This window comes from Candidatus Planktophila sp., from assembly GCF_044232745.1.
Lineage (GTDB): Bacteria > Actinomycetota > Actinomycetes > Nanopelagicales > Nanopelagicaceae > Planktophila.
Map to the genome: position 1 here is coordinate 21744 of NZ_JBIILI010000006.1, position 25895 is coordinate 47638.

A 25895-nucleotide genomic window follows, 5' to 3' on the forward strand; every position below is an offset into this window, starting at 1 on the left:
ATTTAGCGCAAATCGGGGTGATATGTGGCCTATGCGGCAGGTGTGGCTGCATCAGAGACTGGCTTGGCCGTTTCAGCAATATTGAGCAGGAAGCCAATTGATGCACAAGCAATAACGGTTGCAATGACCCCGCCGACATACATTGGCAATCTCAACCCGTAATGGGCCAGGACTCCACCCAGCAAGGATCCAATCGGCATCATCCCCCACACCAAGGTTCGGCGGGTTCCATGAATTCGTCCATACAACTCGGTTGGTATCACCGTTTGATACGTGGCCATCAACAATATGTTCCACTGCGAAATAGCAAAGCCACCAAAAGTTGCGAGTGCGACAAAGACATAAATGTTTGGAGATAATCCTTGCAATAACAAAACAACTGAACTCGAGACAATTCCAAATGTCATTACGTTGCTTCGACCAAATTTTTCAGATAAACGCGGAGCCATAAATGCTCCAACAATTGCACCTATCCCCTGAATCGTAAGAATCACACCAAAAAATTGTTTAGGTAGTTCTAGTTCTTTAATGATGAACAAGACCATAGTTGCCGTACCCATTGAATAACACAAACCTATGGCAGCAGTCGTTACAACAAGTCTGCGTAAGACCTTTTCATTAAACAGATATCTAATGCCAAACTTCATATCTGCAACAAACTTTCTTTTTTCCTGGTCAACATCATCTGTTCGAACATCTTGCAAATACTTGATCGGAATCGATAACGCCAGCAACGCCGCAACTGCCAAGCCAAGACTGTTGATGAAAAACGGGAGCGAAATAGCAATAGCATAAATGAAGCCACTTAAAGGTGCACCGACAAAGCCTTGAATCACTGTTTCTGAAATTTGTAACCGAGAATTACCCTTTTCAAAGTTCTTTTCTTCCAATATTTGAGGAATCAATGATTGGGCGGTTGTGTCAGCCGCTACTTCGCACACGCCGATCACAAATGAGGCAAATAGCAACCAATAAATTGTTACGTGGTCTGTAGCAATTAAAAGCGCAAGAACGCCAACAATGGCGCTTCGCGTGGCGTTAGCCCCCGCCAATATGAAGCGACGATCGATGCGATCAACTATGACGCCAATTGGTATTGCAAAGAGCAGCCAGGGCAACATCACCATCGCACCTATTGCTGAAATCAAGACCGTGCTGTCAGTTAAGGTGATTGCAAGCAATGGTGCGGCAGCAATTAAAATTCCATCAGAGAGATTGGAAACAATGCTCGATGCCCACATGCGATTAAAAGCCGGACCCATACCCACAACCCTATATGGCAGCCATTGATTGAGGACTGCTTTAGATAAGAAGCAGTTTCCTTGCTTTTTCGACAGCGGTATGGCGGCCATCTACATCTAGCTTGCGATAAACATTGCGCAAATGAGTCTTCATCGTGTTTTGTGAAATGTGAAGCTGTTTTGCTATTGCACTAATGGGATTACCTGTTGTCAGGTGCTTCAAAATCTCAAGTTCTCGGTTAGTCAATTTCTCTTCAAGAGCACCGGTATCTGAATTTGAACTCTTAATCCGCTCTGACATCTCGTGCACCACGCTTTCTATGAAGATAGTTGGCTTAGCTGCAGCAGCTTTCACCATGATTGGATATAGCCTGTTTTGACGAACAAAATATTCGTGGAACCCAACTTCGGCACCAAGATCTAGTGCTGTTCGCAAGTAGTTAAGTGCCACATTTTCTTGATCAATATTGATAGTGGCTTGGTACAAAATCTTGTTAACTCTTTCACGCGGATTTGTCTCAGGTAGCTGAGCAACTAGTGCGTGTATACGCTTAGGGTCTGCTTCAAACTTTAAGTTCATATCAATTTGACGGACCATTTCGATCTTGGGCATACGTTGCAATAACTCATCAGCCCGCTTCCAGTCGTTTAAGACAAAGCGCAAGAAGATATCGGTGACATCAATTATCCAACCCAACTGATTGGGAGTCTGAATCTGCTTGTGTTTTTCACGTTGTGCTTCAATTTCATCAACTACATGATTGATTCGACCTTGAGTTATCTGTATGCGTGAACGAGTGCCAACTGCCATGAAGTACCAAGGCCATATTTGTGAAGATTCTGCTTTTTGCTCAATCACATTTGACGTTTCAATCGATTTCTCTAATTTCGAAAGTTCAAGTTGGCATCTGGACAAAACTAAGAGGGCATCAAATGGGCCTGTGATGCCCGAGAAGCCATTATTTTCAGCTTGTGTGATTGCGATCGAAGCAAATTCTGCTGCCTCAAAAAATCTGCCCTCGTACCAGAGCAACATAGCTGTCATGCAGCCGATGTGATAGCCGGTTATTGTTAGATTGTTTCCATCCTGGATTTTCTTAGCGCTATTCAAGGACGATGTAATTAAATCTCCATCATCATAAATGTAAGCGATATCTGCTTGCAGCCGCAAAAGTGCAATCTTGTCGACGTTTTCAATTGATGTGTACTCATAATCTTTTGCCAAAGCTTTGGTTATCATTACCCGAGAACGCTCAAAATCTCCTCGAGCAAAATACACATGCGACATAATCATTGCTGTTATCTGAGTTAAGAACTCTAACTGAGGATTTTGTGAGGCAACAAAATCTAATTCTGCAACCAAGGCCTCAGTCTTTTGAAAATCTAAATTCACCATGTGACCAACGACTTGAATGCTCTTTTTCATTAATTCACCTTGTGGGGTGTCATCTGCGCCGTACTGAGCCCAACGAAGAATTTGATCGCCACGTCCAACTGCCGCCATGTCCCTAATCGAGACTCGAAGCATTTCAGTTACTTCAATTTGTGAGCCTGAGTGAAAGATGTGTTCTAGGGCTTCCGTCGGAGAGCCAATAGACACATAGTAATCAGCAAGTTTTTTGTGAGTAGCAATGTCTTGATCTAAATATTCAGCCCGTCGTTCTTGGAGTACCTGATAAACAATCGGGTTCATCGTAAATTTACGTTGAGTTCCTGATGAAACTGACACAAACATTCCATCTGTTGCAAGTTTGTTTATGTAAGTCTCTGAAAAATCCTGACCCAAAATTATTGCAGCGACTTCCAGATCAAACTCTTCAACTATTCCAAGCTTCAACAGATTGTGCTTATTCTCCTCATTTAGCGAATTGAATGACTCAAGAGCCAAAATTCCTAGTGGGTTGGAAGTTTCAGCTATTTTAAATTCACTGTCCATGACACCACGGGAAATGTTTTTTGCCATCATTTGGATTGCAGCGGGCCAGCCATTGCACTTAGTTAAATACTTTGAAACATTCTGGTCTTTGGCATCTAGACCACTTAATTCACAGATTACTTCAATCTCATCCTGTGAAAACTTTAGATCCTGACTAGTGATCAAACTTAAGTTTCCAAGACTTGCATATCGTGCCAGTGATGTAGCGGGGGTAACGCGTCTAACGATTACAACATGGACATTAGTCGGCAAGTTATCAACCAGTGCCTGCGCAAATGGCGTTATCTCCTGAGCATCTGCAGGACCGTTATCAATGACAAAGTTAAAGTCTTCTTTAACGGCGCTTGCTTCACGAACCATAAACTGTATGTAGCTATCTGGGGATAAAAATCTTTCACTTTCAAAATCAGCGCCAAATTTAGGGAAAACATTTCTAACCGCCTGCACAATATGTGCGAAAAACATTTGTGGAGAGTCACCTGGATCAACAGCACACCAAATCGTTGGTCTGGTTTGAGCTTGCGCCCATTCAGCCACCAACATGGTCTTTCCATATCCAGCGGGTGCGGCAACAATGGTTGCGCCTGGCATATTGGTTTCAAACAGGTGAAATAGGTGCTTTCGGGTTAGAAAACTAGCCGGAACAACTGGGGCGACAGTACGAGCCAGATTGACCCCAAGGGTTACGCCGCTTTTCATTCCTAAAGGGTGATGGGTAGCCCCTACTTATTCAAGGTTGCCTCACCCCTGTTGGGGTGAGATAAAGAGGTTATTTTTAAATGGCTACTTCTGGTCCAAATTCTGCTTAATTTGATCTGCGTGGTTATTGGCATGGCGTGTGTAGGTCTCAAGCCAACGCTTCAGTGAGTACTCACCGCTTTCAGTGTGGGTACCTGAAAGCTCAAGCTGCTCAGGCTTTAGTCGCTTGATGATGTCTAAGGAGGCAGCGCGAACGGCGGTAAAGACAGCAATTGAATTTTCGATAGGCAACTCTGTATATCCAAGGGTGTGATCCTTAGCCCACAAATTTTCGTCATAGCCCTGTATCACTGGGTTGGGTTCTGCGACTAATCGACGCAGGCGAGCATAAGACTGAGCTTCACTATCTGCACAGTGATGAATTACCTGGCGAGAACTCCAGTTTTCACCATCATTTACATCCAACTTATCTGCAGGAACGGACGCTGCAATATTTAGAAACTCTTTAGTTGCCGCCTCGTATGCAGAAGCAATTTCTTGAATATCAAGGAACATGATTTTTACTGTGGAAACTCGCCCTTGACCAGGAAGTACACACGTCGAGCAACCGCAACAGCGTGGTCTGCAAAGCGCTCGTAGTAACGACCGAGCAAAGTAAGGTCAATTGCAGATTCGATGCTGATTGCTCCGCCACCCTTTGTAATTCCAATAATTACCTTCTTGTGTAATTCATCCATTTCGTCATCATCTTTTTCAACTTGCAATGCCATGTCTGTATCGCGAGTTGTGATTACTGTTGCCACCTTTGTTGCAAGCTTTTCGGCAACATGTCCCATTTCGGTGAAAGCTAAAACTAAGTCAGAAGGAACGGCTGTGCTTGGGTGGCGAAGACGTGCCACTTTTGCAATGTGATGTGCGAGATCGCCCATGCGTTCTAAATCAGCGCTCATGCGAAGAGCTGTGATCAATGCCCGAAGATCTGAAGCAACTGGTTGCTGGCGGGCGATGATGTCAATGATGCGAGCATCTAGTTCGTGCTGGTAATCATCGATTCTTACATCTGTTGCAATTACTTCTTCGGCAAGATTTAAATCAGCGGACAGCAACGCTTTGGACGCCTTAACAATTGATTCAGAAACCATGTTTGTAAGGTCGACCAAGGATTGCGAGACATTGTCTAGCTCGTCCTGAAACGCTGATCTAATAAGGGCCATGGGTGCAACCTAAGGCTCAATGATTAACATACGCAAACCATTGGGTTAACGGGCGGTTAACTGGGGTTTTAGGGCGATAGAGTTTCTATATGAGGTTAAAGCGCCGGGTTATAGATGAGGCTAGTGACCCTCGCCTTCTGCCAGACATGCTTATAAAGACCCTCAATAACCTAGATGGCGATGCCCTGGTTCTGGCCCCGGGCGAGCAACCCGTTTATGCATCATCTGGGATTGATCGACTTGGAATCTTAAAAGATGGGCGAATCGATAGTCCCGAACTACTAGCGACAATAAGAGTTGTACGTCGCACAGATACAAAACACACCGGTCGAATAGATATTCCTCGTGGGCCAATCGGCGAAGGTATTCACGAATTAACGGTCAACATTTTTCCTTTGACCGAAGGTGATCTTGTCATTGTTTTAATTTCTGATGAAAGCGAAGCTCAGCGAGTTCACGAAATTCGTCGTGACTTTGTTGCAAATATTTCACATGAATTGAAAACACCAATCGGCGCGCTTTCACTGTTAAGCGAAGCTGTACTTGGTGCAAAAGATGAACCTGAAGCGGTGACAATGTTTGCAACTCGCATGCAGTCAGAATCCAAGCGCTTGACTGATTTAGTACAAGAAATTATAAATCTGTCTCGCATTCAAGACTCGGATCCGCTGCAACTTGCCGAGGAAGTAGAAGTTAGTTATCTAGTCAAAGAGGCAATTGATCAAAGTCAGATCAACGCAGAGAGCCGCCACATCACAGTTACTTTTCAGGAAGAGAAAAATTTGACTGTCTGGGGTGACCGCGATCAGTTAACAATGGCGACTCAAAATCTCATTGATAACGCAATCAATTACTCCCCCGAAAATACAAAGGTTGCTGTCACGAGCAAGTTGATTGATGGCATTGTTGAAATTTCAGTAACGGATCAAGGTATCGGAATCCCGGAAACTGATCTTTTAAGAATCTTTGAACGTTTTTATCGAGTAGATCCGGCGCGTTCTCGCCAAACAGGTGGCACAGGACTGGGTCTATCAATTGTTAAGCATGTCGCATCAAAGCATGGCGGAGATGTGAAGGTCTGGAGCGCAGAAAATATCGGAAGTACATTCACTTTACTTTTACCTATTTATAACAACCAAGCGGAGGCCAATTAATGACCAAGATTCTCATCGTAGAAGATGAAGCATCATTTTCAGAAGCGCTGGCCTTTCTGTTAGGTAAAGAGGGATTTGAAACTTTAGTGGCCGAAGACGGGCGCAAGGCACTTGAAATCTTTGCCAAAGAAGGCGCGGATCTAATCCTGCTAGACCTCATGATTCCTGTGGTTTCAGGTGTGGAAGTGTGCCGAACAATTCGAACAACCTCGCAAGTTCCGATAATTATGTTGACAGCAAAAGATGCTGAAATCGACAAGGTTGTAGGGCTTGAAATCGGTGCAGATGATTATGTAACTAAGCCTTATTCATCGCGCGAATTAATCGCACGTATTAAAGCGGTATTGCGACGTGGCATCACAGATGATGGCTCACTTCAAGATCAAGATTTGATGGAAGTTGGTCCCGTAAAGCTCAATACTGGTAAGCACCAGGTTTCTGTCAATGGAGTCCCTATTTCACTACCTCTTAAAGAGTTTGAGTTACTTGAATTCCTGATGCGTAATTCGGGCCGAGTTCTTACCCGCTCGCAATTAATTGACCGTGTGTGGGGTGGCGATTATTACGGTGATACAAAGACTTTAGATGTTCACATCAAACGTCTGCGAGCAAAGATTGAAGCAGATCCTGCAAATCCAGTCCTAATTCAAACTATTCGCGGACTTGGGTACAAACTAGAAAACATTTAGACCGCAGTTTTTCTTATCATCCGTTGATGAAACTTGCCTGGTTGTCGCGTGCTTGGCGTATCTTCACCCATCTTTACAAAACCTAATTTTTCATAAGCGGCAATTGCACTGTAGTTGTCGATCCACACACCTAATCCTTGAATCTTCCAATCTCGATTCTGAGAATCTACAAACTCAAACATTTTTCGTAATAAGCCTTTTCCTCTATGGTCTGGATCGCTCCAGCATCCACCAATCCAACACGTTGCTCCAAAATCTCCAACTAACTCTTCAACCGACATTAGTGCTGCATCAACACCATCAATTGATGCAATTATAAAATCTAGCTTTTCAAACTTCGCTCGCCAAACGGATTCATCCTCTGTACTTTCAATCTCATGTGTTCCACCAAATGCTTCTGGATTGATTAGAAGGGATTTGAGTCTTAACGCGCGCAAGCGCTGCCACTCATTTGGTTGAACAATCTCAACGAGAACATTGGCCTTCATACTCAAATCATGCCATCTGCATGCGCAGTTAGGTAAATGAATAGACTATTTAAATGTTGGTAACATGGTCAAAGGCAGCCCTTAAGGCCCGCGCGCTAGTGCTTACTATGTGGATTGCTCTGACCGCATTTGGATTATTCGGTGCATCAAACCTTGATCAATACTTAACAACTTCATTAACCGTACCTGGAAGTTCATCAGCAGCCGCTAATGAGATATTGAACAAGGAATTCAAGGCAAACACCGAAGGCGCTTTTACGGTGATGTATAAATACAAGCAGGCAAGTGCTGAACAGATTGCTAATTTTAAAATAGCTGTTGCTCGTGCCTCTCGGGTTATCCCCGGTTCGGAAATAACAAATGAAAAAGCTTTCGCAGGGACCTTGTATTCCAACATCGGTACCCCCTTTGAGCTAAAGGACGCAGCTACATATGCCGAATTACTACGCGGCGAACTAATTGCTCAAGGTCTCCCTGGTGCTCTAGTTACCGGTCCCCCGGCAATAGAAAGTGATGTGGTTCCAATTCTTTCCAGTGATCTTCACAGAGGTCAGTTAATTGCAGTCGTACTCGCAACTCTATTGCTCATTGCAACACTTGGATTCTCGTGGGCGGTTTTGATTCCGCTTCTTTTTGGATTGGCAACGATTGCCACAACTCTTGGAATCATTTACTTGCTTGCCCAAAAATTTCTGATGGTGCTCTATGTACCAAACATTGTCGAATTAATTGGTTTGGGCCTTGCGATTGATTACTCATTACTTATGGTCCATCGCTATCGCCGCGAACTGGGCCAAAGCCAAGATCCAATTGCCCAAACTATGAAAACTGCGGGTAGAACCGCTGTGATTTCTGGAATCACTGTTGCCTTAGGTTTGGCAACATTGTTATTAGTACCAGTTCCGTTTGTTCGATCAATAGGTCTTGCTTGTTTAATTCTGCCCTTAGTCTCAATCTTTGCAGCTATCACTTTGCAACCAATTCTTTTAGCTTTGTTGGCAGCAAAGCCCAAAGTTGGTTTTAATGGAGTTCTTGAGTTTTCCTTTGATCGCCTCACAAATATCGCAATCGCCAAACCGGGCAAGGTTTTTGCATCAACACTATTTGCCCTTTCAATTCTTCTGTCGGCTCTGATGTGGTTTCAAGTAACTCCAAGCTCGCTCAGTGCAATTCCTACTAATTTAGAGTCAGCTCAGGCCTTAAATAGTGTTACCGACAAGGTGGGCATTGGCGTGATTACTCCCCATGAAATTGTCGTTGATCTAGGCGTTCATGCGGGTTCACCAGATGTTCCGACAATACGTTTTGAGTTTGCAAAGAAACTAGCTGCTAATCCTGAAGTCTTTACTGTGGCAAGTGGCGAAAAGTGGCCTTTTATGGATGCTTCAGGCCGATATCTGCGACTTTATGTTTTTGGGCAACATGATCTTGGCTCTGATCAAACCAAGCAATTAGTACAACAGCTGCGCGATGTATATATCCCTAATGCAGGATTTCCGGATGGATCAAGAATTTACCTTGGTGGTGCGCCAGCACAAGGTGTTGATCTACTCAATGCCATTAAATCTTCATTACCAACAATAATTTCTTTAATTTTGTTGATTACTTTTTTTATTCTCTTAAGAACATTTCGGTCCGTAGTTCTTGCCTTCAAAGCAATTGTTCTTGATCTGATCTCGATTGCAGCTGCCTATGCAATATTGGTACTTGTTTTCAAATTTGGAATTGGGACATACCAGCTGGAGCAATTAGAAGCATGGGTGCTTGTTCTGCTCTTAGCCATTCTGTTTGGGCTTTCCATGGATTATGAAATATTCATTGTTTCCAGAATGCGAGAGGCATGGGATCGCGGCGCTAGTAATGAAGAAGCGATTCGCGAAGGCATGCGAAACTCTGGAACAGTTGTAACTGCAGCTGCGCTAATTTTTATTACCGCCTTAACCGGGCTAATCACAGGTCACTTTGCAGGACTGCAACAATTAGGTATCGGGCTTGCTGCCGGTGTTTTAATCGATGCAACAATCATTCGTGGTCTGCTATTGCCTAGTGCCATGGTCATGTTGGGTAAATGGAATTGGTGGCAGCCAGGAAAAACCCCACCTCTTACCTAATTAAGAGATGGGGTTTTAGTCCCGGAGAAATGTTTACTTAACGATTTTTATTGCAAAGTAAACGGTAGGAATTTGATAACCAAGTGCTAGGCCTGGAAGATCATTTTCAGATGTAAGGATTGGCACCATTCCATAAGGAGTATTAGCAAAGGATGGCTGCTGTGTATACAGCAATGGGCGCATTGAAATAATGTGTGTTCCAACGCCTCCTAAGGCCTTTAAGTGCACTACTAAGTAACCATTTGAATTAAATCCACAGCCGTAACCAACATAACTATTGTCATAGGCAACAGCCAATGTGTTATCCATCTGTGTCCAGCCAACACCCTTCATGCTAAGAGTGAACTCTTCGCCTTCCTTGAATGTGTATGTTGGAATTCCTTGTCCGCCACGTTGGAAGGCATCTACAGAGCCTGATAGATCTGCTTTTGCAACGCCCAGTGTTAGAACTTTTCCATTCTTATCAAGAAGAGGTTCGATGCTCTCTTTAACGTAGAACACTTGTTGGGCTTCAACAACATCGCCTAGCTTGATTTGGATAACGTGATAACCACCCAAGTGATCTGGAATAGTTACGACTTTGTTCACTGTTCCATCTGTTATGTCGACAGTACCTAGTGGAATTGGGTTATATACCCAGCAGGTACCCGTTGTGCAGTTAACACGATTGCCTGTAACAGTTGACCACACGATTGTGTGAACTCCCTTTGTAGGAATTCCTGAAACCTTAATTGTTGTTTTACTTCCGACAATTCCACGATCTGGGGACAAACTCATGACTGCTTTAGTGTCAGGATCCAATCCAGCTGTTGTCAAAGTTGTACGTTGATCAACAGTTGGCGTCATCAATTGTGGATAGATGAGATATGGCTTGAATATTCCATTATCTTTTGTAACGGTGAATGTACCCATTTCGCTATTGGCAAATGGAACCGGTGACTGCATGGCATTCAAGTAAGAAAAACTGATTGCTTCATTAGCTTGGATATAGTGCTTGCCAACGGGGCCTGTCGCCAGAATCGTTGTCGTTGCAGTGCCGCGAGTCCAACGTGCCTGCATTGACCCTGTGTACTTGCCGTCGTAATACAACGCTGATCCTGCTGCATACAAAGAGGGTCCAAGGCCTGTGTAAGTAATTGTCACAGGAGTTCCAATAGGCCCACTTGTTGGAGAAATCTTTAAAGTACGGGCTATTTGCAGGCCACCATGAGCCAGGGCAACATTATTGTTGACCGCATAAATGTCATGCACGCCACCAAAATCTGATGGGATTTTGGTCTTATATACAAATCCGCCAAGTGCATCAGTTGAAATTGTTGCGATAACTACATTGAATTTTGAATACGAAGTACCCATGTAGTTAACAGTGTTTGGCTGAACATCAGCGATCCAGGTTGCATCACTTGTCGACCAAGTAAGGGTCACCGGAGTATTTCCGGGTAAACCTTTTCCGGTGATTGTAAATGCATCCCCAAGCACCACCTGATTTGGTGTCACTTCGAGGTTCACCATTGTGGATGGCGTCGTGAAGCTTTGTGCAGTTAGGCCTGTGAAAGGAAGTACAGGCTTACTAATTTCTTTTGGTGCAACAAGCTTGACTGGATTATCTGCGGCTTGAGCAGGAGTGATGAATCCTAAAGCTAGAACTAACACCGCTCCTACTCGTGCCACACCATATCTTTTAAGCATTTTCTCTCCGATCGTTTAGTTAATTCTTGTTACTTTGTAGCGACTGGTGCTGCAAACAAACTCAACTGTGAGTTGGCAGTAAAGTTTGAAGTCCAAATCCCAGTTGCGCCTTTTAGTGGAACTGACAATTTAACTGTGCGGTAGTAACTAACTCGCTCATACACTGTGCGACCGTTTGCATCCAGAACGCGCTTTCCGTTCTCCAATTTTGGTGTCAACTTTGTTGAAAGTACCTTCATAGTGCTGGAATCTTTAGCAATCATGGTGACTTTGTAGTTAATAACTCCGATGGTGCTGTACAAAGGTGCGACACCTGTCTTAAGAATCGCTGTCCAAAAAGCAACACCGCTGTGATTTCCATAGGACATCGCGACTGGATCTTTAATGCCAGCTATCTGGATGAATGCTTTTGAAGTGTTGGATGAATCCATCACTGCTCCACCTTGATCGGCGTTATTGGCATAGACACGAAAAACGATTGTTTGACCAACCATAAACTCATTCATGATGGCGCAACCGTTGAAACGTGGAGCAAGTGCGCCAGTTGAACCAGTTGCAAGAACTGTGTCTACATAAATGTGAATTGGTGAAACTATTCCCTGAACTGGAACGCCAATTTTTACGGTCAAATTGTTGCTTGTAGCAGGCGCGAAACTTGCTACATCTGTTGGAGTAAATGCACCAGTTATCACGGTTGTACCGGATGCTGCTGGTATCCAAGAACATTTTGCAACAAATGGAGTAACCGAAGTTGTTGGTACAGCTTCACAGCCTGATACAACTTTGCCGTTAACTGTAAATGCGACCGAACCAGCAGCACTTGCTGTTCCGTTAATGACGATTGGGCCTAGATCAAATACTCCGTTGCCACCTGACACGATTAATGTCGATGCGGCCGGTGCCGCATAAGCAGCTCCACTAGTTACAGCGCCACCAGCTATTGCCAGTACAACAACTGCTATTCCTGAAATTACCTTCTTCATTACAACTCCTTCATTTGTTGTTACGGGTTTACTAATTATTTGGTTTTGATATTTCCACTTACATCCATAGTGAAAGCCGCTGTCTCCTTGACCCCACCCTTAACACTGAAAACTCCTGAAACTTTGAGAGTTCCTGTTGCTCCTGCGTAGATTCCAGTACCGCCAGTTATTTGCGCATTACCAGTGATCTTGATCGTTGTTGGGGCTGATTCATCTTCTGCGCAACCCTTTGCTGATGTATCAAATGAAACGTTAAGTGTGTTTCCGCCACCGCCAATTGATCCTTTGGCATCAAATGAGTCACAAAGACCAGCAGGTGCTGCTGCTGCAGTTCCAGACAAATCTGTTAGGCCAAGAACATTTCCAGTTCCTTTTCCAGTTACAGAAGTAACCTGCAAGTAAGTGTCTCCCCATACGATTGCGAGGTTTCCTTTATATGTGCCGCTGAATGCAACTGTTGCGGCTGCTGCCGGTGTTGTTGCTTTAGCTGTGACCTTTGGTTTAGCGGTGACCTTTGGTTTAGTTGTTGTATAGCCGGTTGGACACTTTGGCTTTGCGGCAGTTACTTTCTTAACTATCGTGCCTTTGTAGCAGGTAATAGTTCTATTGGCTGCATTAGCTGGTGCACCGTTTACAAACACAAGTGCCGTTGCAATAACAAGAACTAGCGCGTTGGTTTTTCTTGAATAATTCTTTTTCATTATGTATCCCCACTCTCCCTGAGTTTTGCTGTTCTGACAGGAGCAAGGCTTCCACTTGTAAAAATCAGTTAGGGAGTTTTTGCGAGGGCTACCTCTTTACACAATATTAAGTAGGTCACCACATGTATTTCAGATTACATTGTGCGAAATCTGTCGAAGGATTTGGCTGTTGCATGAGAGTTAGCCCCTGGCGCAATATTTGACTTTATAAAGGCCCGCTTTGGCTTTTACTAGAATTGCTTAGGCTGAAATAACGCCCGTTGCTAAGAGAACCAAGATCGCAGAACCCAGAGTTATGCGATAGATAATAAATGGCATAAAGCTCTTTGTTGAAACAAACTTTAGAAGCCAGGCAATGACTAAATATCCAATGACAAATGCCACTGCAGTAGCGGCAAAAGTTTCTGGAATCGAAAATACATTAGGTGCTGCGTCTGCAGAAAAAGCATCCTTTAACTGATACAGACCGCTTCCAAAAACTGCAGGTATCGCCAACAAGAACGAGTAACGAAGTGCTGCTTCGCGGGAATAGCCCAAGAAGCGACCCATCGCAATAGTTGCACCAGAGCGTGATACTCCTGGCATTAATGCGAGCGCTTGTGCTGCGCCATATAGAAGCCCGTGCTTCGTGCTTAGCTGTTCCAGGGTTCTTTCACTCTTTCCATACTTATCTGCAATACCAAGGATCACACCAAAGATGATCATTACCGATGCAATGAGCCACAATGAACGAAGATCATTTGTAATGATGTCTCTGCCAAAATAGCCAAGTACAACAATCGGCACGCTTCCAATAATGATGAGCCAACCCATGCGTGCTTGGCCCTTTGCTTCACCAACTAATTCTGCGCGCTGAAAAACCTGCTTAATCCAGGAAACAAGGATTGCCTTGATGTCGTTGCGGAAATAAACAACCACCGCCAGCTCTGTGCCGATTTGTGTGATTGCAGTAAACCTGGCACCGGGATCTTGAGCCTTGTTCATGAACTCACCCACGATGCGAATATGGGCACTAGATGAAATAGGTAAGAACTCTGTGAGGCCTTGGACTATGCCGAGAATTAACGCTTCAAGCACGTACCGCCTCCATCACCATGAGTAAGCCCTAATTGTAACGAGCAACCAGAAGTTATTGCCCTATATGAAGTGAAAAATGATGTTTCGGTATATTTCAGGAATGAAAGCCAGTCATGCGATTGACGAGTTGAGAAGTTTTGGAACAAAAAGCCGAATTAGCGATCTAGCACGCTTCTATAAGACCGGCCCCGGCGAATATGCCGAGGGTGATCTTTTCCTTGGCGGAACAGTCCCCCAAACAAGATCAGTTGCAAAGAAATACCAGAGTTTAGAACTGGTTGAAGTTGCAAAGTTGTTCGGCTCACCCTTTCACGAAGCACGTCTATGTGCAGCAATAATTCTTAATCACCAATTTGCTAAAGCAAAAACATCACGGGAACGTAAGAAGATATTTGACTTCTATATGAAGCAAGTAAGTTCTGAACGAGTCAACAACTGGGACATTGTTGATGTGTCTGCTCCTTGGATGGGTGTCTATTTATTAGAAGTTAAAAATCCATTGCCGCTGTTAATCAAACTATCTAAATCCAAATCTCTGTGGCAACGTCGTGTTTCAATGATCTTAACTTTTGCCTTAATTCGTGCCGGAGATTTGGAACCAACAATCACCATTGCAGAGTTGCTACTTAAAGATGATCACGATTTGATTCACAAAGCCGTGGGCTGGATGCTTCGCGAAGCTGGTAAGCGCGATGTGATGTTATTGCGAAGATTCTTAAGTGACCATGCACATGAGATGCCGCGGACCATGCTTAGGTATGCGATCGAAAAGCTACCAGAGCGTGAACGTAAACAATGGCTACTTGAAAGCAAATCCTAGGAATTAACCAACAGGCATTGTAAAGTTCTTACATATGAATGAATATGAGAAAGAAGTCCAAGAGAGTTGGGGTGATACCGACGCATATAAGCAATCCCAGGCCAAGTCTTCTAAGTATTCAAAAGATGATTTTCATGCCGCAAAAGTAGATCAAGAAGCTGCTACTGAACTGTTTGTGTATGCCTTTGGGAACTCACTTCCTATTGATTCCGACAAAACAAAGGCTGCAGTTGTTGCCCATCGGGATGCAATAACAAAATGGTTTTATGACTGCTCTATTGAGATGCAAAAGAACTTGGCTGTTATGTACGTGGAAGATCCACGATTTAAAGAGTATTACGACGGACGCGTTAAAGGCTTAGCTCAATATGTTCATGATGCAATTCAAGCTCAATAGTTAAGATGCTCTCCAGCAATACCAAGCAACAACACTTCTCATCCCTGCGAATTGTTCGCCTAAACCCTGTAGAGCTTTAGGTTTGATGGGTTCAGCGTTTTTATGCAAGTTATCCCAACCCCGCCGTACTGCTAGATCATCAATCGGCCACACATCCAATCGTCCTAAATGAAAGATCAAAAACATCTCTACCGTCCAACGGCCAATGCCAAACAAGGGCATTAGCTCTTGAATAATCTCTTCATCCGACATGTGAGGAAATTTTCTAAAGTTGATATCTCCCGACAATGCAGCAGATGTCAGTTCGCTAATGGTTCGTACTTTTGCACCAGTTAGCCCAACAGATTGCAGTTGCTTTGGTGTAAGTGCATCAACTTTTTCGGCAGTGATGAAACCTGCGCACTTGATTTCTAGACGACCAGTAATTGTTGTGGCTGCAGCGGTACTCACTTGCTGGGCAATCACTGCTCGAATCAAAGATTGAAATTGAGTGAGTTTTGGTTTAACTAAACCGAATGTGCACGGTTCTAGATTTTTGATCGCTGGCATGAAAGCCGGATCAATTCTTGAGATTTTCTTATTTATCGCCGCTAACTCTTTGGCGCGTTGTGTATCCATGCTTAATGCATTGGGCGAAGTTCAACTTTTCTATTACATGCCTTCGATGCCGAATACGCCAACCTTTCAGCTATTTCAGCACTTTCGGCTTCAATCAACCACAATCCACTGAAGTTCTCTGTGGCATCAAACAAAGGTTTTCCGGTGCTTAAATTCGCATCATTACGGTTATCAATCACAGTTGCAGTCTCGGGTGGTTGTAGTCCCCAGGCAAATATCCACTGACCGTTTGTGCGCAAGGAATCATTGAACTTATCAATTTCAATCATCTCAGCTGCAGTGCCTGGACTCTCAAGATCATCGATTACAGAAATTAAAAACTTCATGGCTTTATTATAAAAGAAATTTTGCTTAAATTCTGCTGATTGCATTTAAGTAAGAGTTACGAACATCTAGATTAATGTTTAACGGTTGTACAACCGCTTCCCCACCACTTTGCCAGCGCGGTGGTTGCGAACCGCCAGACAATGCCCATGCGGCTTGCTTTGCAGCGCCATCGGCCACATGCTCACTTTCAGCCGGTACAACAATTTCGCGAGCAAATAAGTCGGCTGCTATTTGTTGCACCGCAGGATTTCGTGCGGCACCGCCAATTAAAATAAATCTTTCGAAGGTGTGGCCAAGATCTAGCAGTGCTTGGGTTGCATAAGCCATGCTTGCGATTACACCCTCTATAGAGGCGCGGCAAATATTTGCTGCTGTGAAATTTGAGTGTGAAATATTGTGAAGTTGCCCTTTAGCGTTAGGGCGATTAGGAGTTCTTTCTCCATCAAGATGAGGCAAGAACATTAATCCATCAGCTCCAAAGTTGGCAGAAAGTGCCAAGCGACTAAATTCTTCAAATGAGATACCCAGCATTGAGCAGGTCGTCGCAAATATCTTTGCCGCATTTAAGGTGCAAGCAAGTGGCAAGAAATTGCCTGTCGCATCTGCAAAACCAGCCACTTCTCCCGATGCATCAGAACTTCCCGATGCTGAAATCAGAAAAGCGGTTCCGCTTGTACCTAAAGAAATTACCAAGTCACCAATTTGTGCACCTAGCCCAAGTGCAGCTCCAGCATTGTCACCTGCTCCGGCTGCTATTTTCAAAGCGCCGTTATCAAAACCAAATGCATTAGGCGCAATTATCTGTGGCAGATGGATGTCGCTATGACCAATTGAAGATTTGAGAATATCTAGCTGGTAAGTATTAGTCGAAGGATTGAAATATCCAGTCCCTGATGCATCAGAACGGTCAGTGAATATATCTTCTAGATTCTTACTTCCGGAAATCTTCCACGAAAGCCAATCATGTGGCAGAGCAACGGCTCTAACTTTCTTTGCATTCTCTGGCTCATTTTCTTGTAACCATCGAAGCTTTGAAGCTGTAAAGGAAGCAACTAGCTTTGAACCCACGCGTTCATGAATATCTGGAAACTCCAAGTTAAGCGCGTCGGCTTGGCTACTTGATCTCGTGTCGTTCCACAGTAGTGCTGGGCGAATAACTTCACCTTTTTCATCCAAAACGATCATTCCATGTTGTTGACCAGCAATAGAAATTGCATCAACCGAATCTAACCCACCAATTTCGGCAATCGCTTCCGTCAAAGCGTCGTACCAATAGTGAGGATCAACTTCGGTCCCATCCGGATGTGGGCGCGATGCTGACTGTATGAACTCACCGGTCTCGGCGTCACGCACAACAACTTTTACTGATTGTGTAGATGAATCAACGCCTAAAACTTTCTTCATTACTCTTCCGAGACGCCCATTAAGTGTTCAAGTGCCAATTGATCCAGAATTTCATAGCTGTATCCGCGTTTGCCAGCAGCTTCTACATCAAAGGAGTCAGCAGCCAAATCTCGCCATGTTTCAGTACCCGTCAAGGTAGGTTCAGTTAAACCTGGAATGTTGGAGTTCTTCATCGCCTCAATTACTCGTGGATCTTTACGGAACTTTGCCGCACGATCTTTAAGAATGAGGTACATCCGCATATTTGAAGTTGCAGATGCCCAAACACCAGAATCATCATCAGTACGTACAGGCTTGTAATCAAAGTGCTTAGGTCCTGAATATTGATATCTCTCGAGTAGATCAACTAGGAAGAATGCACTCTTTAGATCGCCGTGACCGAAGACAAAATCCTGATCATACTTTGGACCACGTTGGCCGTTGAGATCAATGTGGAACAACTTCTTTTGCCACAATGCTTGCGCAATTCCATGCACAAAATTGAGGTTAGCCATTTGCTCGTGTCCTACCTCGGGATTAAGACCAACCATCTCTGGATGATCTAGTTCAGAAATAAAACCAAGGGCATGTCCAATCGTAGGTAAGAAAATATCTCCACGTGGTTCATTTGGTTTTGGTTCAATTGCAAACTTAATTTTGTAACCATTATCAAGAACGAATTGAGAAAGAATATTGAAACCTTCTTTATAACGCTCTAGAGCTACGTAAGCGTCTTTAGAACTCTCTGATTCTGCACCTTCTCGGCCACCCCAACACACATAAATCTCAGCGCCCAGATCGACTGCTAATTCAATATTCCGCATAACTTTGCGAATCGCATATCTACGGATGTCTCGATCATTACTTGTTAATGCGCCATCTTTAAAAACAGGGTGTGAAAACAAATTAGTTGTTGCCATCGGAACAGCCATCCCGTTATCACTAAGAGCTTTCTTAAAGCGATTAATGTGATGAAGGCGAGCGGAGTCATCGGACCCAAAAGGAATCAAGTCATCGTCATGAAAGGTAACCCCGTAGGCACCACGTTGAGCAAGTTCGGCCACAGTACGTATCGGATCAATCGGTTGACGAGTTTCATCACCAAATGGATCTCTAGCCTGCCAACCAACCGTCCACAATCCGAAAGTGAACTTATCTGCCGGTGATGCTTGATATGAAGTGCTCATATTTCTTCTCCCCCATCAAATGTCTACATTATTGTTGATAGGAGTTCAAAATGCTATGCCTAGCCCTAATTTTGAATTAAGGTTCGGGGGTGAATAAAACCGTTGATGCAGATTTTTTAGCCCTTCCACTAGCCGCAGTTAGTGATGCCGCGATAAGCACAGCCAAAGATGCTGGTGCCTCACATGTTGATGTGCGAATCGAACGCACGCGAAGTGGTTTATTGTCCTTGCGCGATGCTCGCCCTGAAACACAAAGCGATGAAACCATTGCAGGAGTTGGTGTGCGTGTAATCGTCAACGGCGCTTGGGGATTTGCTTCTTCTCCTGAGATCTCTGTTGATGTTGCTAAGAAGTTAGCGATGACAGCGGTTGCAATGGCTAAGACTTCTAAGCCTTTATCAACAGAATTAGTCTCACTTGTTGCCGAACCGGTCTATGCAAATCAAACCTGGGTATCTGATTATGAGATTGATCCATTCACAGTTTCTGATTCTGACAAGAAGGATCGCCTTGCTGATTTAAGTAATAGTTTGCTCAAGAGCGCAGGCGTTAATCACACCTCTGCACAGACCATGTTTGTTAAAGAACAAAAGCATTACGCCGATTCGTATGGCACATCCACAACGCAGCAACGTGTTCGGATACAAACGCAGATTGAAGCAATTTCAATTGGCGCTCATGGCTTTGAAGCTATGCGCACATTGGCACAACCTGCGGGCTTTGGTTGGGAATGGATGGGTAACAAGCATTGGGATTGGGACGCAGAAATAGCCGAACTTCCAACATTATTAGCTGAAAAGGTTGCGGCTCCATCAGTTGAACCTGGTCGCTATGACGTATTAGTTCACCCATCAAATTTGTGGCTAACAATTCATGAGTCAATTGGCCATGCAACTGAATTGGATCGCGCGATAGGTTATGAAGCTAATTACGCAGGAACTTCTTTTGCTACACCTGACAAATTAAATACCCTTCAATATGGATCTAAATTGATGAATGTGACCGGAGATCGCAGTACTTCTCACGGTCTAAGCACCGTCGGTTTTGATGATGAAGGCGTTGCAGCCCAGCGTTGGGACATCATTAAAGGTGGACTACTTGTTGGCTATCAATTAGATCGCCGTATCGCAGCCCGCGTTAACCGTGATCGAAGCAATGGCTGCGCCTTTGCTGATTCGCCTGCACATGTGCCAATTCAGCGCATGCCGAATGTTTCTTTGCAACCAAACCCAACAGGTCCAACTTATGACGAGATGGTTTCTTCAATGGAAGATGGAATCATCATCAAGGGCGATAAGTCATGGTCAATTGACATGCAGCGTTACAACTTCCAATTTACTGGGCAACAGTTCCACCGTGTTAAGAATGGAAAAATTGTTGGTCAATTAAAGGATGTTGCGTACCAAGCAACTACAACTGATTTCTGGGGATCTATGAAGGTTGTTGGCGGACCTTCTACCTATGTTCTAGGTGGCGCATTTAATTGCGGCAAAGCTCAACCGGGTCAGATTGCGGCGGTAAGTCATGGTTGCCCAGCGGCAATCTTTGACAAGGTAAATATTCTAAACACTGTTGCGGAGGCTGGAAAATGATTTCTGCTCAAGATCTGATTGAAAAGATTACAGCTGCTGCAACGTGTGATGATTGCATTGTTGTAGTCAAAGATAAGACTCAAGCAAACTTGCGTTGGGCGGGAAGCACACTGACAACTAATGGTGTAATTCAAGAGCGCAGCGTCACCGTTGTTGCCTTTGTTGCAGTTAATGGCGCGATGGCCTCTGGTGGAGTAACCCGCACAGATGTTTCACTTGCTGACATTCCAGCACTGCTAGAAGAAGCAATCGCTGCAGCAAAAGCTGCAGGTCCAGCCGATGACTACTCCCCTCTTGCTACCAATGTTTCTATCGGCGATTGGTCAGCAGATCATGTACCAACTGGTCCAGAAGTGTTTTCCACATTTGCACCAGCCCTAGGTGACATGTTTTCACGCTCTGTTGCAGACAAAATCGAGCTCTTTGGATATTCCGAACACACCAATGAAACAACATGGGTCGGATCAAAGGGTGGTTTGCGTTTGCGAAAGGATTCACCAGTTGGCCGTGTAGAAATGACTGGAAAGTCCCACGATCGTTCCCGTTCTACCTGGGCCGGTGTTGAAACTCGCGACTTTACCGATGTATCTGTTGCAGATATTGATGGACAAATTCGTCAACGTCTTAACTGGCAAGGAACCAAAGTAGATCTACCAGCAGGGCGCTATGACACCATCTTGCCTTCAGGTTCTGTGGCAGATTTGTTTACCTACATGATGTGGGTATCAACTGCTCGCGATGCTCACGAAGGTCAATCAGTATTTTCTAAAAAGGGTGGCGGAACGCGAATTGGCGAGAAGCTGTCAAATGTTTCTTTGCAGTTCTTTAGCGATCCAGATTTCAAGCAACTACCGGCGGCTAACTTTGTTGCAACGGCTGTAAGTTCTCCATTCTCATCTGTTTTTGATAATGGTCAACCCATCAAACGCGTTGACTGGCTCAAAGATGGCGTGCTGCAATCGCTGATTCAAACTCGCGCATCAGCAAAGCTGACAAATCTAGACTTCACACCACTAGGTGAAAACTTGGTGATGAGTGTTGATGGAGCATCCGGGTCTCTCGAAGATCTAGTCAAGAAAGTTGATAACGGACTTCTACTGACAACCTTCTGGTACATCCGCATGGTTGATCCCAACTCACTATTGCTTACTGGTTTAACTCGAGACGGTGTTTATCATGTTAAGGGTGGCGAAGTAGTTGGAGCGACTAACAACTTCCGCTGGAATGACTCTCCAGTTTCTGTTCTCTCGCGCATCGCACATGCTGGTGCAACTGAATGGACTCAGCCTCGTGAATGGGCTGGCGACATGTCAAATATGGCTATTCCGCCTCTTGTCATTAAAGATTTCAATATGTCGACGGTTAGCCCAGGAAGTTAAGCAAACTAGTCAATACAAGAAGAGTCGTCCATGAAGTACAAGAGCTGTAATGGATACTTAGCGGCATGAGTAAACAACTCTTGCGCATCCCAGGTGCTGATGGACTTAGGGCAGTGGCCTGTCTTTTAGTGGTTTGGCACCACACCACGCAGCGCTTTAATCCAGAAAATTCAGCGACGTGGATCCAGAACATCCATTTCTTTGGAATGCGGGGCGAGGTTGGAGTCAGTCTCTTCTTTGTGCTTTCAGGGTGCCTGCTCTCTCTTCCATTTTGGAATTCCTTCGTCAATGGTGATCCTGTCCCACGACTTCGGTTCTATGCAATTAATCGTGCTGCAAGAATCATTCCGGCATATTGGTTTAACTTGATCTTTTGCACAGTTATTGCGATCTGGATGTTCGATCAGAAAGTAAATTGGTGGAGATTGATTTCAGGCCTTCTATTCATCAATAGCTACCACTACTCATCATTTTTCCCAGCAGAACTAAATGGTCCCTTATGGTCTATAGGACTTGAAGTCTCCTGTTACGTGTTGCTTCCGATTGTTCTCTTTGTAATCATAAAAAACACCAGAAAGATATCTTTTGCGATCATAGGAATGATCACTTGGATTCTTGCTCTGCAACTATTGAATCCATGGATCATCAGCACTTTCATGACTGGTGACAAATTAAAGGGCTGGCAATATGGACTTACTGGTGGCGCAAAGCAGTGGCTGCCATATTGGAATGTTAGCTCTTTCTTCGGGCAATTCTTGTGTGGATCACTTGCCGCGTTAATCATCATTGCTTTAAGAGCTCGTGGCACATTGAAGTCACGCACATTTGATCTTTCATTTGTACTATTTGCTGCTGCTGCGACTTGGTTAGTTTCTACTCGGCTTACACCTGGTGCACCCGATAGCTTTACTAAACAGCCATATGTTGCTCCTTTTTATGCGATTCTCATGGCAGGAGCCTTGGTCTCGGCATCAATGAGTACTCAGATTTATAGATTGCTGGACAATAAACTGTTTAGTTGGATAGCCAAGTTATCGTTCAGTATCTACCTGTGGCATTTTTTTATCATTGAAATTATTCAGCGAAAGTTCCTGGGTAAATATGTTTACTACGGGTTTACAGATTCGTTGCAATGGGTGATTATCAGCTCGGTAGTTCTCTTGGCATCTATTCTGATTGCCGCAACATCGTGGCGATTCCTGGAATCCCCTGTCCTGAAGTACGCACGGACAGTCAGAGCTTCACACCATTTCATTAAGTGATCGAACTGCTAACTCGCTTAGCATGGCGGTTCCTCGATACAGCACTGAATCATCAAACATTGCTCGAGGTGAATGATTGACTTCAGAGTTCATGAAATCCTCATCAACAGATGCACCAAGGAACATATAAGAACCTGGAACCGCTTCTAGAACTCGGGAATAATCCTCCGCTCCTGCTATTGGGTGTGGCATATCCATGTACGCATCTTTGCCAAAGAGCTCAGCCGCCACTTTCCCTACAAATTGCGCGTGCGAATCGTTATTTACTGTAACTGGATATTGCTCAACAACCTTAACGTCAGCTTTTAGTCCATATCCTTCAGCAATTGAAGTACACAAGCGAACTGCTTCGGTCTTGATGCGAACTCTATTCTCTGGGGAAAATGTTCGAATTGTCGCCTGGAACTCTGCAGTATCTGGAATTATGTTTGCCTTTGTGCCAGCATGAAATTGACCGACAGTAATTACTACAGGATCAAAAGCGTCGAAGGAGCGAGTAATCATTAGTTGCAAGGCGCTCACCATTTCGGCAGCAACTGGAATTGGATCTTTTGCAGTGTGAGGCTGTGATCCATGTCCGCCCATGCCAAGTACGGTTACATGTATTTCATCGGCAGAGGCCATCATGGTGCCACCTTTAGTGGTGAACGCTCCTGTTGGAGTTGAAGATGACGAAACGTGAATGCCATACGTTGAATCAGCTTTACGTCCACTTGCAGTCAAGACACCTTCTTTAATCATGTGTCCCGCGCCGTCAAATCCTTCTTCACCTGGTTGAAACATGAAGACCACATCACCGTTGAGCTGTGACTTATTCTTGACTAACAATTTAGCTGCACCGATCAACATTGAAACATGCAAGTCATGGCCACATGCATGCATAGCACCATCAATCTGACTCTTGTAAGGAAGATCTGCTAGTTCAGTCACAGGAAGTGCATCCATGTCTGCACGTAGCAACACTGTCTTGTCAGATTTAGCGCCGCGTAGTACTGCAGTGACAGAGGTAAGTGATTTTCCAGTTGTAACCTCTAAGCCTAAACCATCGAGTGCGGCCAAAATCTTTGCTTGCGTTTTAGGTAGATCTAGTCCAATTTCAGGTTCTTGGTGAAAGCGTCGGCGAAGGGTGACTAACTCATCTTGGATTTCTTGTGCTTCAGCTAGAAAATTACTCACTTTTGACCCTTCGTCGATTTAAATCTGAAGGTGATCATAACTACCCGAATAACCCAATGTCTATGAAAGAGTCTCCCTAAAGGCCATTCTTCTGGCGGAACACAGCCACGATTGCATTTGCATGACCATGGCCCATTTCGAACTTTTCTTTTAAGTGAGCGACTTGTTCCATATGTGCAAGCTTTGAAACCTTCTTCAATTCTTTCATCCAATGTTCAATCGGCTTTCCATACTTCTTTTCGATAGAAGGAAAATGTGAAGCAGGACCAGTAACTTTTTTCTCAGCCATGAGCAAATTTTAATGTATCTACAAACAAAAATGAAGAAGGGTCGCCCTATATGCCAGAAAATTGGAAAAGGCCCCGATCTCTCGAGGCCCTCCCATGCAAAGCTGATGCAACTCTTTTGACCATTACCAATAGATCGAGTTGTAGCAGTTAAGACTGTGGTGGAGGCGACGGGGTTTGAACCCGCTCCAACGGATTGGTAATCAGTTAGGCTGCCAATTACAACACGCCCCCAACACGAGGGTGAAGTTAAGGCTTTGCCGATAGTTGAATATCGTTAACAATCAAACCTGTGGATAAAAAATTATGGGACGAAAGCAAAAGGGACTCGGCGATTAACCAAGTCCCGATCACTACCAATCCGTTGTTAAATGAATTATTGCACAGATTTAGAAGCAGCAAAGCAAAAGGGACTCGGTGATTAACCAAGTCCCAATTACTACCAAACAATCGTTGCGCCAATCATTACACAAAACGATGTTACGCAGAGTAACAATCTGTGAAGAAGAGTCTCCCTATAAGCCGGAGACGACATTGTTATGCGTAAGGTCACGCTCAATAAATGCAATTGCCCTCATAATTGCCCCCAAATAATTAATGGGATAGATCAGTTAAGTTGTGGCAAAGAATAAACGCTAGCGAGATCTAGTCATATTGCTCATGAGTGATTCAAGAGGTCCTTGCTTGAATCTCTCTAGCCAAAGTGCTGCAAGGTAGGAAAGAAGCAGCCAAATCGCGAATGCAAGTACAAATACCTGCCAAGTTTGCAGATCCTGGAATAAGCCAAAACCCCAAGGACCAAAGATGAGGGAAGTGATTACTGATTGCGAGATATAGATCGTCAACGACATTTTGCCGGCTGGTTTCATCCACAAAACTAGATTTGGCCGCTCCTCAACTAACTTACGAATAAGTCCCACATATAACACTGAAAGCAGTGGAGCTGTTACCAATGAAACAATTAGCGAGATTAGATAAACGCTTTCGGAAGGTTCAGCGGATTGTTCGTTTTGGAGAAGGATCACCGCAGCAATAATCTGAATTGGCAATCCAAGAATGAGACCCTTTTTGATCAATCTTTCATTAGCTGCTTTATCCATCGGTGAAGATAAGAAATTAGCGCGAGCCAAACGAACTCCAAGCAAGAACGCCGCAAAAGCCAAACCACCTTGCAGGAATATCCCCGTTGCGATGCCGAGTACCCAAGCTTCTAGTCTCGCCGGTATTGATTCCAGGAAAGTTCCGCTCCTAAGAATCTCATCAAGGCTCGACACAGTGCTTGATCCAAGATCTTCCTTTAATAAGTACTCAGCCATGAGGGCCAATGCGCCAATCAACACCATGAAAAATGTTGAGACGAAAAATACAATTCGGGACCAAATCTTAAGTGTTCTATCTGCTCTAAAAAAGAAAAAGGTAAGAAGTAAGCCAAATAGCCCATAGACAAAAATGATGTCTCCGTGCCATAAAAAGGTAAAGTGAAGC

At 44.2% G+C, this 25895-nt stretch carries 24 protein-coding genes; 8 read left to right on the forward strand and 16 right to left on the reverse strand.

The window, feature by feature from the left end:
- Positions 1-29: 29 nt before the first annotated feature.
- The 4 genes from AC9UGD_RS04995 to phoU all read right to left on the reverse strand — a co-directional run bounded on the left by AC9UGD_RS04995 (position 30) and on the right by phoU (position 5081).
- Positions 30-1262, reverse strand: coding sequence for an MFS transporter (locus AC9UGD_RS04995; protein WP_509570401.1), 1233 nt, complete (start codon positions 1260-1262; stop codon positions 30-32).
- Positions 1263-1302: 40 nt separating this feature from the next.
- Positions 1303-3876: a LuxR C-terminal-related transcriptional regulator gene (locus AC9UGD_RS05000; RefSeq protein ID WP_509570404.1), complete on the reverse strand. Its 2574-nt coding sequence runs from the start codon at positions 3874-3876 to the stop codon at positions 1303-1305.
- 84 nt (positions 3877-3960) lie between these two features.
- The gene (locus tag AC9UGD_RS05005; protein ID WP_509570407.1) at positions 3961-4431 is read right to left on the reverse strand and encodes a DinB family protein; all 471 of its coding nucleotides are present in this window, start codon (positions 4429-4431) and stop codon (positions 3961-3963) included.
- Between the two features lie 5 nt (positions 4432-4436).
- A complete protein-coding gene (phoU, locus tag AC9UGD_RS05010) occupies positions 4437-5081 on the reverse strand; it encodes a phosphate signaling complex protein PhoU (protein WP_509570460.1) in 645 nt (214 codons plus the stop codon).
- Positions 5082-5236: 155 nt separating this feature from the next.
- Between phoU and AC9UGD_RS05015 the strand changes: the two genes are divergently transcribed.
- Both AC9UGD_RS05015 and AC9UGD_RS05020 read left to right on the forward strand, forming a co-directional pair.
- Positions 5237-6244, forward strand: a complete 1008-nt coding sequence (locus tag AC9UGD_RS05015) for a sensor histidine kinase (RefSeq protein WP_509570410.1) — start codon at positions 5237-5239, stop codon at positions 6242-6244.
- The gene (locus tag AC9UGD_RS05020) at positions 6244-6933 is read left to right on the forward strand and encodes a winged helix-turn-helix domain-containing protein (RefSeq protein WP_509570413.1); all 690 of its coding nucleotides are present in this window, start codon (positions 6244-6246) and stop codon (positions 6931-6933) included. Before AC9UGD_RS05015 ends, AC9UGD_RS05020 begins: the two co-directional genes overlap by 1 nt.
- Here the strand turns inward: AC9UGD_RS05020 and AC9UGD_RS05025 are convergent.
- Positions 6930-7421 carry a GNAT family N-acetyltransferase gene (locus AC9UGD_RS05025; protein WP_509570415.1) on the reverse strand — a complete coding sequence of 164 codons (492 nt, stop codon included), beginning with the start codon at positions 7419-7421 and terminating at the stop codon, positions 6930-6932. The two genes, AC9UGD_RS05020 and AC9UGD_RS05025, sit on opposite strands and share 4 nt — an antisense overlap.
- A 53-nt stretch (positions 7422-7474) precedes the next feature.
- Here AC9UGD_RS05025 and AC9UGD_RS05030 point away from each other — a divergent pair, with 53 nt between their 5' ends.
- Positions 7475-9532, forward strand: a complete 2058-nt coding sequence (locus AC9UGD_RS05030) for an MMPL family transporter (protein ID WP_509570417.1) — start codon at positions 7475-7477, stop codon at positions 9530-9532.
- A 33-nt stretch (positions 9533-9565) separates the two neighbouring features.
- Here AC9UGD_RS05030 and AC9UGD_RS05035 read toward each other — a convergent pair whose 3' ends face one another.
- The 4 genes from AC9UGD_RS05035 to AC9UGD_RS05050 all read right to left on the reverse strand — a co-directional run bounded on the left by AC9UGD_RS05035 (position 9566) and on the right by AC9UGD_RS05050 (position 13982).
- Positions 9566-11203, reverse strand: coding sequence for a hypothetical protein (locus AC9UGD_RS05035; RefSeq protein ID WP_509570418.1), 1638 nt, complete (start codon positions 11201-11203; stop codon positions 9566-9568).
- 47 nt (positions 11204-11250) lie between these two features.
- Complete coding sequence (locus AC9UGD_RS05040) at positions 11251-12204, reverse strand: hypothetical protein (RefSeq protein ID WP_509570420.1); 954 nt, start codon at positions 12202-12204, stop codon at positions 11251-11253.
- A gap of 35 nt (positions 12205-12239) precedes the next feature.
- Positions 12240-12905: a hypothetical protein gene (locus AC9UGD_RS05045; RefSeq protein ID WP_509570423.1), complete on the reverse strand. Its 666-nt coding sequence runs from the start codon at positions 12903-12905 to the stop codon at positions 12240-12242.
- Positions 12906-13145: 240 nt separating this feature from the next.
- The gene (locus AC9UGD_RS05050) at positions 13146-13982 is read right to left on the reverse strand and encodes an undecaprenyl-diphosphate phosphatase (protein WP_509570424.1); all 837 of its coding nucleotides are present in this window, start codon (positions 13980-13982) and stop codon (positions 13146-13148) included.
- A 100-nt stretch (positions 13983-14082) separates the two neighbouring features.
- Here AC9UGD_RS05050 and AC9UGD_RS05055 point away from each other — a divergent pair, with 100 nt between their 5' ends.
- Both AC9UGD_RS05055 and AC9UGD_RS05060 read left to right on the forward strand, forming a co-directional pair.
- On the forward strand, positions 14083-14802 hold the full coding sequence (locus tag AC9UGD_RS05055) for a DNA alkylation repair protein (protein WP_509570427.1): 720 nt from the start codon (positions 14083-14085) through the stop codon (positions 14800-14802).
- 34 nt (positions 14803-14836) lie between these two features.
- Positions 14837-15199 (forward strand): TipAS antibiotic-recognition domain-containing protein, encoded by a 363-nt coding sequence (locus AC9UGD_RS05060; protein WP_509570430.1) that lies wholly within the window; start codon positions 14837-14839, stop codon positions 15197-15199.
- On the opposite strand, the gene AC9UGD_RS05065 is transcribed toward AC9UGD_RS05060, so the two are convergent.
- From AC9UGD_RS05065 to xylA, 4 genes are read right to left on the reverse strand one after another with little or no spacing between them, the layout of a single operon-like run.
- Entirely contained in the window at positions 15200-15817 is a 618-nt protein-coding gene (locus tag AC9UGD_RS05065; protein WP_509570432.1) for a DNA-3-methyladenine glycosylase family protein, read from the reverse strand.
- Positions 15818-15819: 2 nt separating this feature from the next.
- A complete protein-coding gene (locus AC9UGD_RS05070; protein ID WP_509570435.1) occupies positions 15820-16143 on the reverse strand; it encodes a YciI family protein in 324 nt (107 codons plus the stop codon).
- A 25-nt stretch (positions 16144-16168) separates the two neighbouring features.
- Positions 16169-17548 carry a xylulokinase gene (gene xylB / locus AC9UGD_RS05075; RefSeq protein WP_509570437.1) on the reverse strand — a complete coding sequence of 460 codons (1380 nt, stop codon included), beginning with the start codon at positions 17546-17548 and terminating at the stop codon, positions 16169-16171.
- On the reverse strand, positions 17548-18714 hold the full coding sequence (xylA, locus tag AC9UGD_RS05080) for a xylose isomerase (protein WP_509570440.1): 1167 nt from the start codon (positions 18712-18714) through the stop codon (positions 17548-17550). The genes xylB and xylA overlap by 1 nt, the downstream gene beginning before the upstream one ends.
- A gap of 89 nt (positions 18715-18803) precedes the next feature.
- On the opposite strand from xylA, the gene AC9UGD_RS05085 reads away from it, so the two are divergent.
- The 3 genes from AC9UGD_RS05085 (at position 18804) to AC9UGD_RS05095 (ending at position 22947) form a co-directional block, all read left to right on the forward strand.
- Positions 18804-20306 (forward strand): TldD/PmbA family protein, encoded by a 1503-nt coding sequence (locus AC9UGD_RS05085; RefSeq protein WP_509570442.1) that lies wholly within the window; start codon positions 18804-18806, stop codon positions 20304-20306.
- The gene (locus AC9UGD_RS05090) at positions 20303-21685 is read left to right on the forward strand and encodes a metallopeptidase TldD-related protein (protein ID WP_509570445.1); all 1383 of its coding nucleotides are present in this window, start codon (positions 20303-20305) and stop codon (positions 21683-21685) included. The genes AC9UGD_RS05085 and AC9UGD_RS05090 overlap by 4 nt, the downstream gene beginning before the upstream one ends.
- A gap of 65 nt (positions 21686-21750) precedes the next feature.
- Positions 21751-22947, forward strand: coding sequence for an acyltransferase family protein (locus tag AC9UGD_RS05095; protein WP_509570448.1), 1197 nt, complete (start codon positions 21751-21753; stop codon positions 22945-22947).
- On the opposite strand, the gene AC9UGD_RS05100 is transcribed toward AC9UGD_RS05095, so the two are convergent.
- The 3 genes from AC9UGD_RS05100 to AC9UGD_RS05110 all read right to left on the reverse strand — a co-directional run.
- The gene (locus AC9UGD_RS05100) at positions 22927-24123 is read right to left on the reverse strand and encodes a M20 metallopeptidase family protein (protein ID WP_509570451.1); all 1197 of its coding nucleotides are present in this window, start codon (positions 24121-24123) and stop codon (positions 22927-22929) included. The two genes, AC9UGD_RS05095 and AC9UGD_RS05100, sit on opposite strands and share 21 nt — an antisense overlap.
- A 76-nt stretch (positions 24124-24199) precedes the next feature.
- Positions 24200-24412, reverse strand: coding sequence for a DUF4287 domain-containing protein (locus AC9UGD_RS05105; RefSeq protein WP_509570454.1), 213 nt, complete (start codon positions 24410-24412; stop codon positions 24200-24202).
- A gap of 633 nt (positions 24413-25045) precedes the next feature.
- On the reverse strand, positions 25046-25895 hold an 850-nt coding region (locus AC9UGD_RS05110; protein ID WP_509570457.1), incomplete at its 5' end, for a DUF418 domain-containing protein.